Source organism: Psychrosphaera saromensis (assembly GCF_002954545.1).
In the GTDB taxonomy this organism is placed as follows: Bacteria; Pseudomonadota; Gammaproteobacteria; order Enterobacterales; family Alteromonadaceae; genus Psychrosphaera; species Psychrosphaera saromensis.
Genome location: NZ_MSCH01000003.1, coordinates 1,564,860 through 1,581,320 on the forward strand (window position 1 = coordinate 1,564,860; position 16,461 = coordinate 1,581,320).

General features: G+C 38.2%; 14 protein-coding genes. 5 read left to right on the plus strand and 9 right to left on the minus strand.

Annotated features, from left to right (window positions below):
- Nucleotides 1-3,084 carry an efflux RND transporter permease subunit gene (locus BTO11_RS07270; protein WP_105051979.1) on the plus strand — a complete coding sequence of 1,028 codons (3,084 nt, stop codon included), beginning with the start codon at nt 1-3 and terminating at the stop codon, nt 3,082-3,084.
- Between the two features lie 227 nt (nt 3,085-3,311).
- The gene (locus BTO11_RS07275; RefSeq protein ID WP_105051980.1) at nt 3,312-4,496 is read left to right on the plus strand and encodes a hypothetical protein; all 1,185 of its coding nucleotides are present in this window, start codon (nt 3,312-3,314) and stop codon (nt 4,494-4,496) included.
- A 133-nt stretch (nt 4,497-4,629) separates the two neighbouring features.
- Here the strand turns inward: BTO11_RS07275 and BTO11_RS07280 are convergent, their stop codons facing one another.
- From BTO11_RS07280 to xseA, 4 genes are all read right to left on the minus strand, one after another.
- Nucleotides 4,630-5,040 (minus strand): response regulator, encoded by a 411-nt coding sequence (locus tag BTO11_RS07280; RefSeq protein WP_105051981.1) that lies wholly within the window; start codon nt 5,038-5,040, stop codon nt 4,630-4,632.
- On the minus strand, nt 5,024-5,797 hold the full coding sequence (locus tag BTO11_RS07285; protein WP_105051982.1) for a response regulator: 774 nt from the start codon (nt 5,795-5,797) through the stop codon (nt 5,024-5,026). The genes BTO11_RS07280 and BTO11_RS07285 overlap by 17 nt, the downstream gene beginning before the upstream one ends.
- A gap of 149 nt (nt 5,798-5,946) precedes the next feature.
- Nucleotides 5,947-6,705, minus strand: coding sequence for a tRNA (adenine(22)-N(1))-methyltransferase (locus tag BTO11_RS07290; protein WP_105051983.1), 759 nt, complete (start codon nt 6,703-6,705; stop codon nt 5,947-5,949).
- Nucleotides 6,706-6,725: 20 nt separating this feature from the next.
- Nucleotides 6,726-8,078, minus strand: a complete 1,353-nt coding sequence (gene xseA, locus BTO11_RS07295) for an exodeoxyribonuclease VII large subunit (protein ID WP_105051984.1) — start codon at nt 8,076-8,078, stop codon at nt 6,726-6,728.
- Nucleotides 8,079-8,356: 278 nt separating this feature from the next.
- On the opposite strand from xseA, the gene guaB reads away from it, so the two are divergent.
- The gene (gene guaB, locus BTO11_RS07300) at nt 8,357-9,826 is read left to right on the plus strand and encodes an IMP dehydrogenase (protein ID WP_105051985.1); all 1,470 of its coding nucleotides are present in this window, start codon (nt 8,357-8,359) and stop codon (nt 9,824-9,826) included.
- 521 nt (nt 9,827-10,347) lie between these two features.
- Nucleotides 10,348-11,931 (plus strand): glutamine-hydrolyzing GMP synthase, encoded by a 1,584-nt coding sequence (guaA, locus tag BTO11_RS07305; protein ID WP_105051986.1) that lies wholly within the window; start codon nt 10,348-10,350, stop codon nt 11,929-11,931.
- Between the two features lie 127 nt (nt 11,932-12,058).
- Here guaA and BTO11_RS07310 read toward each other — a convergent pair whose 3' ends face one another.
- The 3 genes from BTO11_RS07310 to BTO11_RS07320 all read right to left on the minus strand — a co-directional run bounded on the left by BTO11_RS07310 (nt 12,059) and on the right by BTO11_RS07320 (nt 13,879).
- Nucleotides 12,059-13,237: an aspartyl protease family protein gene (locus BTO11_RS07310; RefSeq protein ID WP_105051987.1), complete on the minus strand. Its 1,179-nt coding sequence runs from the start codon at nt 13,235-13,237 to the stop codon at nt 12,059-12,061.
- Nucleotides 13,238-13,352: 115 nt separating this feature from the next.
- Entirely contained in the window at nt 13,353-13,604 is a 252-nt protein-coding gene (locus tag BTO11_RS07315; RefSeq protein WP_229793321.1) for a hypothetical protein, read from the minus strand.
- Between the two features lie 41 nt (nt 13,605-13,645).
- Nucleotides 13,646-13,879 carry a hypothetical protein gene (locus tag BTO11_RS07320; RefSeq protein WP_105051988.1) on the minus strand — a complete coding sequence of 78 codons (234 nt, stop codon included), beginning with the start codon at nt 13,877-13,879 and terminating at the stop codon, nt 13,646-13,648.
- 267 nt (nt 13,880-14,146) lie between these two features.
- On the opposite strand from BTO11_RS07320, the gene tadA reads away from it, so the two are divergent.
- Nucleotides 14,147-14,659, plus strand: a complete 513-nt coding sequence (gene tadA / locus BTO11_RS07325) for a tRNA adenosine(34) deaminase TadA (RefSeq protein WP_105051989.1) — start codon at nt 14,147-14,149, stop codon at nt 14,657-14,659.
- Nucleotides 14,660-14,662: 3 nt separating this feature from the next.
- Here tadA and BTO11_RS16475 read toward each other — a convergent pair whose 3' ends face one another.
- Complete coding sequence (locus BTO11_RS16475; protein WP_189620481.1) at nt 14,663-14,854, minus strand: hypothetical protein; 192 nt, start codon at nt 14,852-14,854, stop codon at nt 14,663-14,665.
- Between the two features lie 86 nt (nt 14,855-14,940).
- Entirely contained in the window at nt 14,941-16,404 is a 1,464-nt protein-coding gene (gene mltF / locus BTO11_RS07330; RefSeq protein ID WP_105051990.1) for a membrane-bound lytic murein transglycosylase MltF, read from the minus strand.
- Nucleotides 16,405-16,461: the final 57 nt, after the last annotated feature.

Below are 16,461 nucleotides of genomic sequence, written 5' to 3' on the forward strand. Positions count from 1 at the left end.
ATGATTGCTTGGTTTACCAAAAATCACGTTGCAGCAAATTTACTGCTGATAACCATTTTACTGGCCGGAATATTTTCCTTAACTAATCGTATTCCGCTTGAAGTATTCCCGTCATTTGAGTCCGATGTTGTATCGGTTAAAGTGAGTTTACGCGGCGCAACACCAGAAGATGTTGAGCAAGGTGTTTCTATTCGTGTAGAAGAGGCGGTACAGGACTTGGAAGGTATTGAGCGCATTACAAGTCGCTCTTCTGAGGGCAGTGCTTCAATTAGTATTGAGATAGAATCTGGTTATGAACCTCGCGATATGTTGGCCGACATTAAAAGTCGAGTTGACGCGATTAATACCTTTCCAGCCGATGCTGAAAATCCAGTAGTTGGATTGAATCAGCGTATTAGAGAAGTGTTAACTGTGACCATAGCTGGTGATTATAGTGAAGCTGAAATTCGCGAATACGCTGAGCTTATTCGTGATGATATGTTACGTATACCTGGCATTACTCAATTAGAATTAACCGGTGTTCGTAACTACGAGATCACAATATCCGTTGACCAAGATAAACTGCGTCAATACGACTTAACATTAAGTGAAGTATCACAGTCGGTAGGTAACAGCTCATTAGACATTTCAGCGGGTAATTTACGCAGCTCAGGCGGTGACATTTTACTACGCTCTAAAGGTCAGGCTTATCACAAAGATGAATTCGCTAGTATTGTGGTTAAAAACAATAGCGACGGCTCTATTATTCATCTAGAAGATGTAGCAACAATTAATGACGGTTTTGAAGAATACCCAATCCGTACCCGCTTTAATGGTAAACAAGCGGTATTTATTGATGTTTACCGTATAGGTCAACAAAGTGCGATTGACGTTGCGGATAAAGTAAAAGAATACATTGTTGAACAGCAAAATAATTTACCACAAGGTTATGAATTAAGTTACTGGGATGACAATTCGCAGGTGGTTAAAAACCGTTTATCGACATTAACATCAAGTGCGATACAAGGTGGTATTCTTGTGCTCTTGTTATTGACCTTGTTCTTACGTCCTGCAATTGCGTTTTGGGTATTTATTGGTATCCCAATTTCCTTTATGGGCGCGTTTATCGTTATGCCGTTTTTCGGCATCACGCTTAATATCATGAGTTTGTTCGGCTTTATTCTGGTGCTAGGGATTGTGGTGGATGATGCCATCGTCACCGGTGAAAATGTTTACACTCACATGCGGCATAGTAAGTCGAGTGAAGAAGCCGCGATAAAAGGAACACAGGAAGTCGCAACACCTGTAACATTTGGTGTGTTAACAACTGTGGTTGCCTTTTTACCGTTAGCCTTTATTGAAGGTAACCGAGGGGCGTTGTTTGCTCAATTACCTGTGGTGATCATTCCGGTATTAATATTCTCATTAATAGAATCAAAATTTGTTTTACCTGCGCATTTAAAATACATCAAATATCGTCATGAGTCAGAGCTTACCGGTTTTGCTAAATTCCAACGTAATTTCGCAGATGGCTTTGAGCGTTCAATCATTAAATATTATCAACCTGTACTCAAAAAAGCTTTGAGTAATAAAGGGACAACAATCTCAATGTTTGTTGGTGCTTTTATTTTAGTGGTTAGTTTAATCATGTCAGGCTGGACTAAGTTTGTATTCTTCCCTCGTATTCCAAGCGAAACCATTTCTATGAACTTGTCTATGCCAACTGGAACGCCATTTGAAGTAACAGATAAATTTATTAGAAAAATATCTGGCGCTGCAACCGAGTTACAAGAAAAGTACGTAGATGAAGATGGTCAATCGATTGTGTTAAATACATTAGCCATTACAGGTGGTCGTGGCGGAACAACGCATCAAGGTCTTGTACGCTTTGAAATTATTCCCCCAGAGCAACGTGAATCAACCATTACGTCAAGTCAGTTATTAACAGAGTGGCGCGGGTTAATCGGCACGATTCCAGGAGCTGAAACTATTACCTTTAGAGCTGAGATTGGTCGTTCTTCTGATCCGATTGATGTACAGTTATCTGCAACCTCCATCAAAACTTTGCAAGAAGTTGCAGAGAAAGTAAAAGAACGACTTGCTACTTATCCAACAGTGTTTGATATTGCCGATAGCATGTCAAATGGTAAACAAGAGTTGCAAATTGAACTAACTAAACAAGGTGAAGCCCTAGGTTTAACGCGTAATAGCATCACTCAGCAGATTAGAACTGCTTACTATGGCTCAGAGGTACAACGCATCCAACGTGGTCGTGATGATGTACGTGTATTAGTGCGTTTGCCACTTGAAGAGAGAGAAGCCATTTCTAATTTAGAGCATATCTTAATTACCACACCGTCAGGCGGCCAAGTTCCGCTGTCGCATGTTGCACAATTAATACCTGGGCAAAGTCCGTCGACAATTAGTCGAATAGACAGATACCGCGTATTAAATGTCACTGCAGATATAGATAAAACTGATACTAATATGACGGCATTAAATGCTGACTTAAAAGTGTATTTAGATGACTTAGTGGCTAAATACCCTGGGGTGAGTCATTCATTGGAAGGGGAAGCTAAGGAACAAAGAGAATCTTTCGGTTCGTTACAATGGGGATTATTATTAGTCTTCTTTGCAATCTATTGTCTATTAGCCATACCATTTAAGTCATATTGGCAGCCTGTTGCGGTTATGAGTGTTATTCCTTTTGGTATTCTAGGAGCCGTTGTTGGGCACTGGATAATGGGAATGGACTTAACCATCATGAGTATCCTAGGTATGCTGGCCCTAGTTGGTGTTGTGGTTAATGACTCCTTGGTATTGGTAGATTACATTAACAAAAAACGCAGTGAAGGTATGGCCTTGCTTGATGCTGTATCAACAGCAGGTGCCGCTAGGTTTAGGCCGGTAATGTTAACAAGTTTAACTACCTTTATCGGTTTATTGCCTTTGTTGTTTGAAGAGTCAACACAAGCACAATTTTTAATACCTATGGGTGTTTCATTGGGCTTTGGTATCTTGTTTGCCACCTTCATCACACTAATATTGGTGCCAGTTAATTACATGTTATTGGATAAGTTAGTGGCATATAAGCCTGCGACTTAATCTAATAAGTTAATTGGTTTTATTAAAAAGGTCACATTTGTGACCTTTTTTGATCCAATTTATAAGAGAATTTATAAACATTAATAGCTTAAAATGTATATTTATTATGGAGATACGCAGGTTTCTCATATTACTACTAGAAAAATTCCTATATTTTACGTATGATAGGCGGCCTTTTAGTCATACCGATTATACTGATTGGTTAAAGTACTGAGTATAAATTTTCAATGAGAAAACTGTTAGCTTCCCCTGTAAAAATGGCATTGTCAGATGCAGAAAACACCATTTATCAAAGCATTTTACAATATGCGACTGAATTAAGTTTAAATCTTATGGCAGTCAAAGTGGTTGATCATCCTGAGAATTTTTTAAACTGGAGTACTGAACTACTAAGAATCACGAATGAGGACTTAAATCAAGATTTGATGGATCCTCCTCAGTTTGTGCCACTTAAAAAAATGCAAGACTTGCTAGAAAAAGCAATCAGCCTTGCTAAATTAAAAATGGTTAAAATATCTCCTTGGGTTATTTACTCTGATTTTATCCAAGCGCAAAGCACAGTTCAGGCTTTAGACGAAAGATTTAGATTGTTAGATCATATCGACAGCATTCGTTCTACTCCATTAGCCCAAATGACAGAATTAGATTTATTAGCGTTTGCTGGTAAACATACTAATCAGCATGACTTCAACATTTACGATTTCGATTGTGAATGGTTTGGCTCTACTAAAGGCGCTAAAGTTTTCCATGCGATACTACAAACTAAAGCACATGAATTAGATAAAGCGTTAGCTCACATCCCTCTAGAAGGTGAAGTGACACACGATCATTATCAAGCATTTGTTACTGCTTACACAGAATTGTTCACTACGTACACTGAAAACAAACCTGCGGGCGAAAAAGCGGGTGTTGCACCAGCAAGTCGTTTATTGGCAATGCGTCGTCCAGATCAATTTGTAGCGCTTACAAACGCTAAAGTTGATGTTGTTTGCCAAGGTTTGTCGATCACTAAGTTTAATAACTTTAGTTTCGACGGTTACTGGAATGAACTAGTGACAGCAGTAAGATCGTTTGCTTGGTGGCGTAAAACCCAACCAGAAGACGAAATGGAACAAAAAATCTGGCGTAATCGAGCCATCTTAATGGATCTATACTTATTTGCTGGGCCTGAATTAGCAGGTCAATCAAACTACGTTAGATTACGCGATAAGCCAATCTCAACAAGAAAAGCATCAGGCGCAACTCGTACAAAACGTACTAAAGAAACGGCTGAGATGATTGTTGATAAACGTCTTGCTAGCGATGACATGCCTGCTTACATGCAAAACAAACGTAATGCATTGATCAGTGAAGTTAAGTTAGGTAAAAATATTGACCAAGTTATTACGTTAATGCGTAAAATATTTGGTTAATACTTAGCTAACCGCTAATGAATAAAAGAAGGGGCTGTTTTTACAGCCCTTTTTTGATCGTCTTTTTTAAAATGAAGAACCGTTGTGCTTACTGGAAGTGTAGGGGAAATGTTAAAACGCGAAAAACTAACCTTTAGCTTTTCTGTTTTGATAATCTTTTTAGGTAGTTTTCTACCGTTTCTAAAATACGGCCAGAGTTAAAAGGTTTTACAATAAAACCGTTAGCACCATCTCTTATTGACGTCGTTACATTGCCTATCGAGCTTTCACCTGAAACCATAACGACCATGAGATTAGGATACGTTTCACGAATTTCTTTTAACACTTTAAGCCCACTGGTGTGGGGCAATTCAATGTCTAAATAAACCAAATCAATATCATTATATTTAATCGTGTCAGTGATATCTTCGCCTGTAGAAGAATGAAAGAAGTTAGCTTCAAGATCTTTTTTATGATCATGCACGCATGTTAACAAAGCCCCGCGTAACAACTCTCTACTGTATTCAACATCATCAACTAATAATATGTTAATCGTTATACTCATTTAATACTTCCGCTACTTTCTGATTGAGGCTACTACAATGTTGAATTGCTTGTTGGTATTGCTTATTTCTAAGAAATCGCAACGATTCTGCTGCTAAGTCAGTTAACTCATCATAGCCAAAATTTCCTGCTAAACCATTGATAACATGTATCACTTTTATTAATTCTGAATAGTTAAGTTCTTGTATATATTCAGTGATTTCAGAATGCTGTTTGGCTAAGTCAGTGTAAAACATCGCTCTGATCTTTGGGTCTTGAACTAATATTTTATCCCTTTGCGCGGTATTATGCACTTTATCGTTACAATTGGTTAGATGTTGGCCGAGTATTTGATAGAGGATAGTTAGCTCTACGGGTTTACTTAAGGTTCCACGAAAGCCGATAACTGAATATTCTGCAATATCCGAGGGCATATTATTGGCTGTTAGTGCATAGACGGGGGTATTAATACCAAGTTGCACCAGTGAGCTCATCACTTCTTTGCCATCCATCAATGGCATTTCAATATCCATCAAGATTAAATCATAATGATTAGACAACGCTTTTTGTAAACCTTCTTGGCCATTTTCGGCTAAATCGACTTTAGCGCCTGTTTTTTCGATATTAAAGGTGAACAAATGCTGATTCACTTTATTATCTTCTACCAATAGGACATCGCCAGATAATGACGGAATTGACTGGGCTTTAGCTACAGAATCTGGGTTCGGTTTATTTTCCAATTCAGACGCCTTTGAGTTATTGCTTGTATTCCATGTCATATATTACTCCTGAAACTTAATACCAGATTAAGTGAACAATAGTGTGTATTAGGACGGAACAGAACCAACAAGGTTTATTCCGATTTTAACCAAGTCGGCCCATCTATATTTAACTAGAGTTGATGATAAATCTAGTGTAATAGTCATGATTAACTAACCGTGACGGCCTCGTAAGCAGAAATTACATCCGCCACATCTAAACGTCCACCTAATTGCATGCGTTTATAATGCTGTAAGGTTTTGGCTAAATACTGTTTTGCGGTTTTATATTCTTGTTCACTTGCTGTTTGCCAAAAATCGTTGCCGGTTAGTGTGACCGCTTTTATATTAGCTTTAATATCCGTTTTTGCATTGAGGTTGGCTTTTACTAACAGCACCTCATAAAAGCGCTTGTTCTCTTCTACTAAAACGTCTTGTTCTAAACGAAAGTCCAGATTGATTAACTGTTGGCGTAAAGTGTATTGATGATGAACAGGACATAACAAAAAGTCGATATCTAGACTGGCGTGTGTTTTACAAATATTACTAACAAATTCACACATTAAGTCACCACCAACGCCGGCAATGATCACTAAGTGTTTGGCTTGGTTTGTGCTGTTATAAGATGCTAAGGGCAGGGTATTTACGTCTATGCAGTGTGTTTGCCATCGTATTTTATTATCTGAGTTGGTTAGTGGTTGCGACCTTGAACTTTCCTGCGGATAAAACTGCTTTAGCTTAAGGTGCAACTCACTCATTAATTCTGGGACTATATCAACAAAATGAATAACACTAGATGGTTGTTTATTTAGTAATGCAGCCCCCAATAAACCATGATCACAGCAACAGTCCCAAATATGGTCATAGTTGGTAATTACTAACTTCTCTATTGTTTGTAGGCGCTTACCCAGTTTTACCATGCTAGTCATATTATTTAATAACGCTTACTTTATTGTCCTGACTCTACAACTTTGACCGCAATGTCGCCATCGGCCACTTTTATGGTTAACTTATCGTCAATATTCACTTGCGTTGTATTGGTTATAACCTTGCCAGTATCAGATGTGGCAATCGCGTAACCGCGTTGTAAAGTCGCTAATGGACTGACAATCTGTAACTTCTCTATGTTACTGGCAAAACGTTGCTGAGTTTTGGCAAAATAACTATTAAAGCTAGTGTGTAAGTCGTGAGTTAGTTGTGCTTGTTTATTTTTGGCTAACTGCAATTGATGTTTTGGCGTATTAGCTAACAGCATTTCTTTGCCAATGGATGAGCGTTGTTGCTTTTGCGCCATGGTTTGTTTTATTAAGCTGTTTAGCTTTAAATTTAGTTCGTCCGTTTGTTGCTGGGCCAATCTAATTTTATGACTCGGATGCAACAGACTTAAGGTTTTATTCAGCTGGCCAAACTGTGCTTTTCGATTTTTATGGATATTGGTATAAGCCATCAATAAACGTGAATACAGTTGCGTGGTTTTATTAACCAGTTCTGAATTATCCGTTGAAACTATTTCGGCTGCGGCAGAAGGGGTTGGTGCGCGTAAGTCGGCAACAAAGTCAGAAATAGACACATCAACTTCATGACCAACGGCACTGATAATTGGCAAAGCTGAATTATAAATAGTGTGAGCGAGTGCTTCGTCATTAAAACACCACATGTCTTCTAATGAACCACCACCGCGACCAACAATTAATACGTCAACTTCGTTTCTATGATTGGCTGCGTTAATGGCCCAAATAATATTTTGTGCCGCTTGCTCACCTTGCACCATAGTTGGATAAATAATGACTTCAGTTTGTGGTGAACGGCGTTTTAATACGGTTAAAATATCGTGTACTGCAGCGCCCGTTGGGGAGGTGACAATACCAACACGTTTTGGTGAAACAGGAATAGGGCGTTTAACGTCTTGGTCAAATAAGCCCATTTGCGCCAATTGCTGTTTAAGTTGTTCAAATTGTTGTTTTAATAATCCTTCGCCAGCAGGTTCCATCACCTCGGCAATAAACTGAAAATCGCCTCTTGGTTCATACAGACTAACTCGCCCGCGAACTAATACTTGTGTGCCATTTTCAACCACGGCGCGTACTGAACGATTGTTACCTTTAAACATGGCACTTTTAATTTGTGCACGTTTATCTTTTAACGAAAAATACCAATGGCCGCTAGATGCTTTAACTAAGTTTGAAATTTCACCCGAAATCCAAATATTTACAAACTCACCTTCCAATAACATACGGGCTTTTTGATTAAGCTCCGAGACTTGATATATATGTTGCTGTTGGGCGTTATTAAGAGTTTGCACTAATTTACATTTCAATTTTAGGTTGGATGGTTGGAGTCTAACAAGAGTGTAATTGAAAGTCAGTTATTCAATCGATTGTTGTATCAGTTGTGCATCGTTTGTTACATATATTCAATAAATATTGGACGGTAAAATAATAGGTATTTGGCGATTTAAAAAATACTTAACATTATTTCGCTGATTTTTACAAATTTCATTTACCTAGCGTGCTTTTTAGACTAAAATCCCGCCGCAACGTAATCACCTCCTTCCAAATATTAAGTTAAGGTAAAATTTCCATGTTGCGCATAGCTAAAGAAGCTCTAACATTTGATGATGTCCTACTTGTTCCAGGACATTCTACGATTCTTCCTCACGAAGCCAATCTAAAAACTCGTTTAACTCGTAACATCGAATTAAATATCCCTATGGTGTCCTCAGCAATGGACACAGTTACAGAAAGCCGTTTAGCAATCGCCCTTGCGCAAGAAGGTGGATTAGGTTTTATTCATAAGAATATGTCTATTGAAGCTCAAGCTAACGAAGTGCGTCGTGTAAAAAAATTCGAAGCTGGTGTTGTTTCTGACCCTGTTACTGTTTCTACTGCCATTAATGTTGGCGAAGTAATGGCTATGGCTGACGAGCATGGCTTCTCAGGTTTCCCAGTTGTAGATAAAGACAATAATTTACAAGGTATTGTAACTGGCCGAGATCTCCGTTTTGAAGCGAATTTAAAAACCAACGTAACTAGTATCATGACACCAAAAGAGCGTCTGATCACAGTGAAAGAAGGTGAAGCAAACGAAGTTGTTTTCAAGCTTATGCACGAAAACCGCATCGAAAAAATCTTAGTTGTAGATGATGAATTTAAACTTAAAGGCATGATCACAGTAAAAGACTTCCAAAAAGCAGACAGTAAACCAAATGCATGTAAAGATTCTTTAGGAAGATTACGTGTAGGAGCAGCGGTAGGCGTTGGCGCAGGTACAGATGAACGTATTGAAGCTTTAGTAGCAGCAGGTGTAGATGTTTTATTAATTGACACATCTCATGGTCACTCTCAAGGTGTACTAGACCGTGTTGCTAAAACAAGAGCCGCATACCCAGATTTAGATATCGTAGGTGGTAACGTAGCAACTGCTTCAGGCGCATTAGCTTTAGTAGAAGCTGGCGTTGACGCAGTTAAAGTAGGAATTGGCCCAGGTTCAATTTGTACAACACGTATCGTTACTGGCTGTGGTGTTCCACAAATTACTGCCATTTCAGATGCAGTTGAAGCTGTTGCAGGCAAAGATATCCCAGTAATCGCAGACGGTGGTATCCGTTTCTCAGGTGACATTTCAAAAGCTCTAGTCGCAGGCGCAAGCTGCGTTATGGTTGGTTCAATGTTAGCTGGTACAGAAGAAGCACCAGGCGAAGTTGAGTTATACCAAGGCCGTTACTACAAATCATACCGCGGCATGGGAAGCTTAGGCGCAATGAACCAGTCTCATGGTTCATCAGATCGCTACTTCCAAAAATCAGACAACAAAGAAAAATTAGTACCAGAAGGTATTGAAGGACGTGTTGCATACAAAGGCCCAATCGAAAACATAATCCACCAACAATTAGGTGGCATACGTTCAGCAATGGGTCTAACAGGCTGTGGTTCAATTCCAGAATTAAACACCAAACCTGTATTTGTACGCGTAACATCAGCAGGCATGGGCGAGTCTCATGTGCATGATGTGCAAATTACAAAGGAAGCACCAAACTACCGTATGGGCTAGTTTATTCTTTGTTTTGTCGTCAGTTTAACTGATCTCGGTGTCAGCAATGCTCAAGTAGACTTCTACGTTCCGCGTTGCCTCCTTGACCTCAATTAAACTGACTTAAAAACAAATGAAGAAACGGGTGAAAATAGCTTGTCTCTTTGCTCCCGTTCAAGAAATAGCGCGTCGAGAGTGCTCATGTATTGGCATACACTGCGCGCGCTCTTCTTGAACTGAAACAAATATTCGGCGCTATAAATTAGAAATTAAATTATGTTTTTTTGCCAGTTTGACTGATCTCGTTATCAGCAATGCTCTTGAGCTACGAGTCACGAGTTTCGAGTTTCGAGAGGCGAGCTTAAGACTTACAGCTTATAGCTTACGGCTTACAGCTTACAGCTTACAGCTTAAGACTAAAAACTTGCAGCCTATAGCTTCAAGTTGTACATAAAAATTATTAAACAAAGTCGGATTATATATCCGGCTTTTCTATTACTAGGTTTAGGGTTACCTGACCGTTCAATTAAAAAGGCTAAAACATGTCAGTAAAACAAGACATTCACCAGCATAAGATTTTAATTTTAGATTTTGGTTCTCAATACACTCAATTGATTGCTCGTCGTGTACGTGAAATTGGTGTTTATTGTGAATTATGGGCTTGGGATGTTACCGAAGAACAAATCAAAGGCTTTAATCCAAACGGGATTATATTAGCTGGTGGACCTGAGTCTGTTACCGAATATGACTCTCCACGTGCGCCTGAGTATGTATTTAACGCTGGTATTCCAGTGCTTGGTATTTGTTACGGCATGCAAACTATGTCACAGCAATTAGGTGGTTCAGTAGAAACATCTGATGATCGTGAGTTTGGTTATGCTCAAGTTGAAGTTATCAAATCATCTCCATTGATTAAAGATATTGAAGATGCAATCACAGCAGACGGTAATGCGTTATTAGACGTATGGATGAGTCATGGTGATAAAGTTAGTTCAATCCCTGCAGACTTCACTACAGTAGCTAAAACTGAATCTTGCCCTTATGCAATTATGGCCAATGAAGATAAGCAGTTTTATGGTGTGCAATTCCACCCAGAAGTAACGCATACCAAACAAGGTTTACAATTATTAGAAAACTTTATTTGTAACATTTGTGCTTGTGAGAAGTTATGGACGTCAGCGACTATTATTGAAGACGCGATTGCCAAAATGAAAGAGCAAGTTGGCGACGACGAAGTTGTACTCGGTTTATCTGGTGGTGTTGACTCTTCTGTTGTGGCTATGTTGTTACATAGAGCTATCGGTAAAAAACTAACTTGTGTATTTGTTGATAACGGTTTACTTCGTTTAAACGAAGGCGAACAAGTTATGGACATGTTTGGCGATAAATTTGGCTTGAACATTATCCACGTTAAAGCTGAAGACAGATTTTTAGACCGTTTAGCGACAGAAAATGACCCTGAGAAAAAACGTAAAATCATCGGTAACGTATTTGTTGAAATTTTTGATGAAGAAGCCAGTAAATTAACCAATGCAAAATGGTTAGCGCAAGGCACTATTTATCCAGACGTAATCGAATCTGCTGCATCTGCAACGGGTAAAGCGCATGTGATTAAATCACACCACAATGTTGGTGGCCTTCCTGATGATATGGAGCTTGGTTTAGTTGAGCCTTTACGTGAGTTGTTTAAAGACGAAGTACGTAAAATTGGTTTAGAACTTGGCTTGCCATACGACATGTTATATCGCCACCCATTCCCTGGGCCTGGTTTAGGTGTTCGTATCTTAGGTGAAGTGAAAAAAGAATACGCAGACTTGTTACGTCGTGCGGATCATATCTTCATTGAAGAACTTCACGCTGCTGATTTATACAATAAAGTAAGCCAAGCGTTTACTGTATTTTTACCAGTGCGTTCTGTTGGCGTTATGGGCGACGGTCGTAAATACGACTGGGTTGTTAGCTTACGTGCAGTAGAAACTATCGACTTTATGACGGCGCATTGGGCACATTTACCTTATGATTTCTTAGGTAAAGTATCTAATCGTATTATCAATGAAATTGATGGTATTTCTCGTGTCGTTTATGACATTAGTGGTAAGCCGCCAGCTACCATTGAATGGGAATAACGATTAGAACTGTGATCACTAGCTAGTCTAGAGCATCAGTTAAAAATAAAAACGGAGCATATTATGCTCCGTTTTTTTATTAGCGCGTTTAACTTAACCTAGCTTGATCTAGTTTTACCTAATTGGATTAATTCACAGCCAGTATTAATAGATTGTTCTGCTGATCAATTTTAAAAGCAAAGTGTTTTAGAAAATTCATCCCTAATAAACCATCTGCTTTATCCATACTTTCTAAGTCCATAACCGCAAACTCAATAGATTTTACTCGATAACCACTAATTTGAAATTGCTCGAAACGATATACCGACGTAGTTACTACACCACCTGCGGTATTCATCTCTACTTTTCGATTAAAGGTAGGGTTCAACCAGCTCGGCAAATTATCAAAAGCGGCTTGGGATAATACCGATAAGGATGCGCCAGTATCTATCATCAAGTTTACTGGACTTTGTGCATCAAACTGTCCTTTAACAATATAATGAGCGCCACGCTTTAATAGGGGGACTGCAGACTCACCTAACATCATATCTTCTACTTTTTGTAACAAGGCTTCAACCTGAGCAGAGGATTGATCAAACTCATTTAATTGCTGTAATATTTCTTGTGCGGAAGTTAACTGGTTCAGTTCAATTTTAGCTTTACTGAGCATAAGCAGATACGGCGGATAATTAGGCTCATCAAAGAGTAAAGGCTCAATGAGTTCAACAACGTCATTCCATAAACTCTGTTGGCTTAATATCGCATACTGTTTTTGTGCTAATAGATGAATTTGGTTTTCGCTGCTTTGTTCAATTTCGATATTAAATGAGTTATCGATAATTTCCTTGTACAGCTTTATTGCTGCTTGGTATTGCTGTAAATGTGAAAATCGCTGCGCTTCTAATTGTAATACTCCAATGTGATAAGCATTGTCATTAAAGAAATAGCGAGTGAATTCTGCCACAACCTTATGTTCATCATTTTTTAAATCACGGAATAAGCTGTGCAACCAAGAACTTAATAATTTATCGGCTAATACATCATCTTGAACAAGGATGTCACTATAAATTTCAATCGCCAAATCAAATTCTTGTTTGTTAAAGTACTGATTTGCTTGTTGAAAAAGCTCGTCGTTAGACATGCTTTGCTCATTAGAAACGCTAAAAGGATTGTGTTCTACAGAACTCTCTTTCGCTAAAGGTGGCGTTATCGGCGGGGCTATTTGATTAGACGAATCGGTATGATCATTAACATTAAGATAAAAATATAGGTTTAAGCTTAATGATAAAAACAATATCAAAATTAACAGCTTAATTTTAATTTGCATTTTTCTCTCGTTTGTTAAGTGAACCTTTAGTGAATATACCTTAATTGAATCTATTTATTAAGTTAGCTAAATGGATTCAATTAGCTAACTTAACAAACTTGTTATAAATGTTTATTTATAGTGAGTTGATCTCATTTTTTAAATCGTAATCCTGGCTTGTTACAATTTTTTCTAACACAGCGGTACGCTCTTTTACTTCAGCAAGTTCTTGTTGTAATTGAGTAATCTGCTTGTTTAATTGTTCAGAGATATTTTTGGCGTTGTCTGTGCTTTGACTTTTAGCTTTAAGATTTGCTTTGTAAGCGGAAAGTAAAATGCCTCCAACAATAGCGACAATAGGGATTAAAAATACGATGTTACCTGACATAATGTTAACTCTTGGTTTGTTATTACAAAAATATAATTTAGTTAGCTCACTTTGCTTAATTTGTTAATTTCATCTTTTAACAAATATTTTTCATCAGTGACAATTTTCTCTAGTACTTCAATTCGCTGTTTTAATTCATTAATAATGGCTTGGGTATCTTCATCAGTTTTTGATATTTGTTGTTTAAGTTGTAATTTTACATACTCAGCATAGGCTGAGTAACCTAGGCCACCAATGATAGCGACTAATGCAATTATAAAATGTGCAGTTTCCATGTTAATTCCTTTTTATTATTTTGCCGGTTCGAGTTTGGTTTAATTATAAAGTTGTTAAATCGGTTTAGTAGCTTTTATTTTACTTAGAACAGTACCTAAATTTATACAACTGTAACAACATATAACAACATTTGTACCAAAATTTAACTTATTGAAAATAAACAGTATTAATTATTAATGAGATAATTACATTGTGGTATTAACTGAATTTTAGTCTAATTAGCCAAATTTTATGGCCACGCCTTCAAGAGTAACAAATAGATATTTATGAGTGATGAGCTAAATACAGACCTTAAGTGGATGTCATACGCAATTGAACTTGCCAGTAAAGCTGAACAGCAGGGCGAAATACCCGTCGGTGCCGTTCTGGTAAAAGATGACGAAATAATAGGGCAGGGATGGAATCAATCTATCACCTTGAACGACCCAACGGCTCACGCTGAAGTGATGGCCATTAGAGATGCAGGGCAAAGAGTTGATAATTATCGTTTAGTTGGCTCTACGTTATATGTGACTTTAGAACCTTGCCCTATGTGCGCAGGCGCTTTAGTACATAGTCGAATTGATAAGTTGGTATTTGGTGCGAGTGATTTAAAAACCGGTGCAGCGGGCAGTGTGATGAACATAGTGAGCCATGAAAAATTAAATCATCAGCTAGAGGTAGTACCTGGTGTGTTACAACAAGAATGTAGTCAGGCTATATCTGCTTTTTTTAAGAAACGACGTCAGCAAAAGAAAGCAGATAAGTTAAAGAATACATTGGATGAGAATAAAGAATAACGGCTATGACGTAGTCGTATCTGTTGTTTGATTCTCTGTTCTATTAATCGTAGAGCCTTCTAGACTCATAGGGATTTGTTTTATACGGCGATGCACTAATCGGCGTGTCTTATGTCTATTTGCTACGCGTCTGCGCATACTCGTATTCATTAAGCCTACTTTTTTAAGATTGTTAGTTCTTCTTCTGCGTAACACTTTTTCTTCCTAACTCTGCGTAGTCTTAAATAGATTAATACGATAACAACAGGCGCTTATCAGCGTTAAGTTGTTATCGTCCGTCGCTATAGCGCTTGTTGAAGCTTATTCTCTTGCACAGCATCACTTTTCTTACTGGCAATAGACTCATCTTCTGTTGTTTTTTGATCTATCCAAACTAACGTATCGTAATAGCGTCTAATGTTTGAAACATAATTAACCGCTTCATCGCCACGAGCAAATCCATAACGAGTTTTTTTGTAATAACGCTTCTGGCGTAACAGAGGTAACTGGTTTTTAACATCTACCCATTTATCTGGATTACCACCAAGTTTAGACGTAAGCCTACGTGCATCTTGTACGTGACCCCAACCTATATTGTATGCTGCTAAGGCAAACCAAGGTCTGTCATGTTCTGAAATTCTATCTGGAATACGTTTAAGAAGCTTTCTTAAATAAACAGAACCACCACGAATATTATCTTCTGGATCCAAACGACTTTCAACACCAAACTGTTTTGCCGTTGGTTGTGTCAGCATCATAATGCCACGCACACCGGTTGGTGATTTTGCTTTAGGATCCCAATGAGACTCTTGATAGCTTTGTGCTGCAAGTAAACGCCAGTCTATGTCGCCAGCGTAAACTTCAAACCAGTCTTTGTACTTAGGTAGTACTTTATCAACTGCGCGCATAAATAAGCGAGTATCAACGTAATTGAATTTTTCTACATGACCAAAATACCTATCTTCTAACGCAACAAGTTCGCCGGACTGATTCATTTCACCAAAAAAATCAATTAGGACTGCGTATAAAGAGTCATCGTAATTGTCATTTAACAACCAGCTAAGTTGTTGTTTTTTCTCTACCGTAAAGGCAACACTAATATCAGGGAAGTAACGGCGAACAATCGATAAGTTGTGTGAATCAGCAATGGTGTAATCAACCGTACCATCCATTACCATTTCTAAGATTTCGTTTGGATCCGAATTCTCAGCGACTTCAATTTTAAGGTTTGGATATTCATCGGCCATGCTCAATAATTTTTCGTGGTGGCTAGTTTGTGCTGCCACGGTTATTGGCGCATCCAGATCTTCCATTGAATTTGGACGTTTACGACCTTGTTTAAAAACAACTTTTTGCGAAATGTTTAAATATGGCGGCGAATATCTGAATTTTTCAGAACGCGTTTTAGTTGGGGCTAATCCGCCAACAAGAATATCGACTGTGCCATTTTCTAATTTAGGCAATAACTCAGATACGTGATAACTCGGAATTAACTCTATTTCCACGTCTAAGTAATTGGCAAAATTTCGCACTAAGTCGTGCTCAAATCCAGCTGGTGTATCGATATCTACGTAATAGCTTGTTGGATTAAATAAAATGCCAACCTTTAATACGTTAGCTTTTTTTATCTGCTGTAGTTTCGAGTTTTTATCTGACGGCTGGCAAGCAGCAAGCAAAATCAATAGCGACACGACCCATAATAGGCGTGTTTTTATCGATTTGAAGGCACAAGTGAATGTGCGCAATTTAAGGTTTTTTTGTTTCATGGGGCGTTTATACCACAAACTGGATTTGCCAGTCACTAAACATAATTTTAGAAAAAT

Excerpts from the sequence above, each read along its gene's own strand:
- BTO11_RS07270 (WP_105051979.1), top strand. The coding sequence starts at position 1 with ATGATTGCTTGGTTTACCAAAAATCACGTTGCAGCAAATTTACTGCTG.
- BTO11_RS07275 (WP_105051980.1), top strand. The coding sequence starts at position 3,312 with ATGAGAAAACTGTTAGCTTCCCCTGTAAAAATGGCATTGTCAGATGCA.
- BTO11_RS07280 (WP_105051981.1), bottom strand. The coding sequence starts at position 5,040 with ATGAGTATAACGATTAACATATTATTAGTTGATGATGTTGAATACAGT.
- BTO11_RS07285 (WP_105051982.1), bottom strand. The coding sequence starts at position 5,797 with ATGACATGGAATACAAGCAATAACTCAAAGGCGTCTGAATTGGAAAAT.
- BTO11_RS07290 (WP_105051983.1), bottom strand. The coding sequence starts at position 6,705 with ATGACTAGCATGGTAAAACTGGGTAAGCGCCTACAAACAATAGAGAAG.
- guaB (WP_105051985.1), top strand. The coding sequence starts at position 8,357 with ATGTTGCGCATAGCTAAAGAAGCTCTAACATTTGATGATGTCCTACTT.
- guaA (WP_105051986.1), top strand. The coding sequence starts at position 10,348 with ATGTCAGTAAAACAAGACATTCACCAGCATAAGATTTTAATTTTAGAT.
- BTO11_RS07310 (WP_105051987.1), bottom strand. The coding sequence starts at position 13,237 with ATGCAAATTAAAATTAAGCTGTTAATTTTGATATTGTTTTTATCATTA.
- BTO11_RS07315 (WP_229793321.1), bottom strand. The coding sequence starts at position 13,604 with ATGTCAGGTAACATCGTATTTTTAATCCCTATTGTCGCTATTGTTGGA.
- BTO11_RS07320 (WP_105051988.1), bottom strand. The coding sequence starts at position 13,879 with ATGGAAACTGCACATTTTATAATTGCATTAGTCGCTATCATTGGTGGC.
- tadA (WP_105051989.1), top strand. The coding sequence starts at position 14,147 with ATGAGTGATGAGCTAAATACAGACCTTAAGTGGATGTCATACGCAATT.
- mltF (WP_105051990.1), bottom strand. The coding sequence starts at position 16,404 with ATGAAACAAAAAAACCTTAAATTGCGCACATTCACTTGTGCCTTCAAA.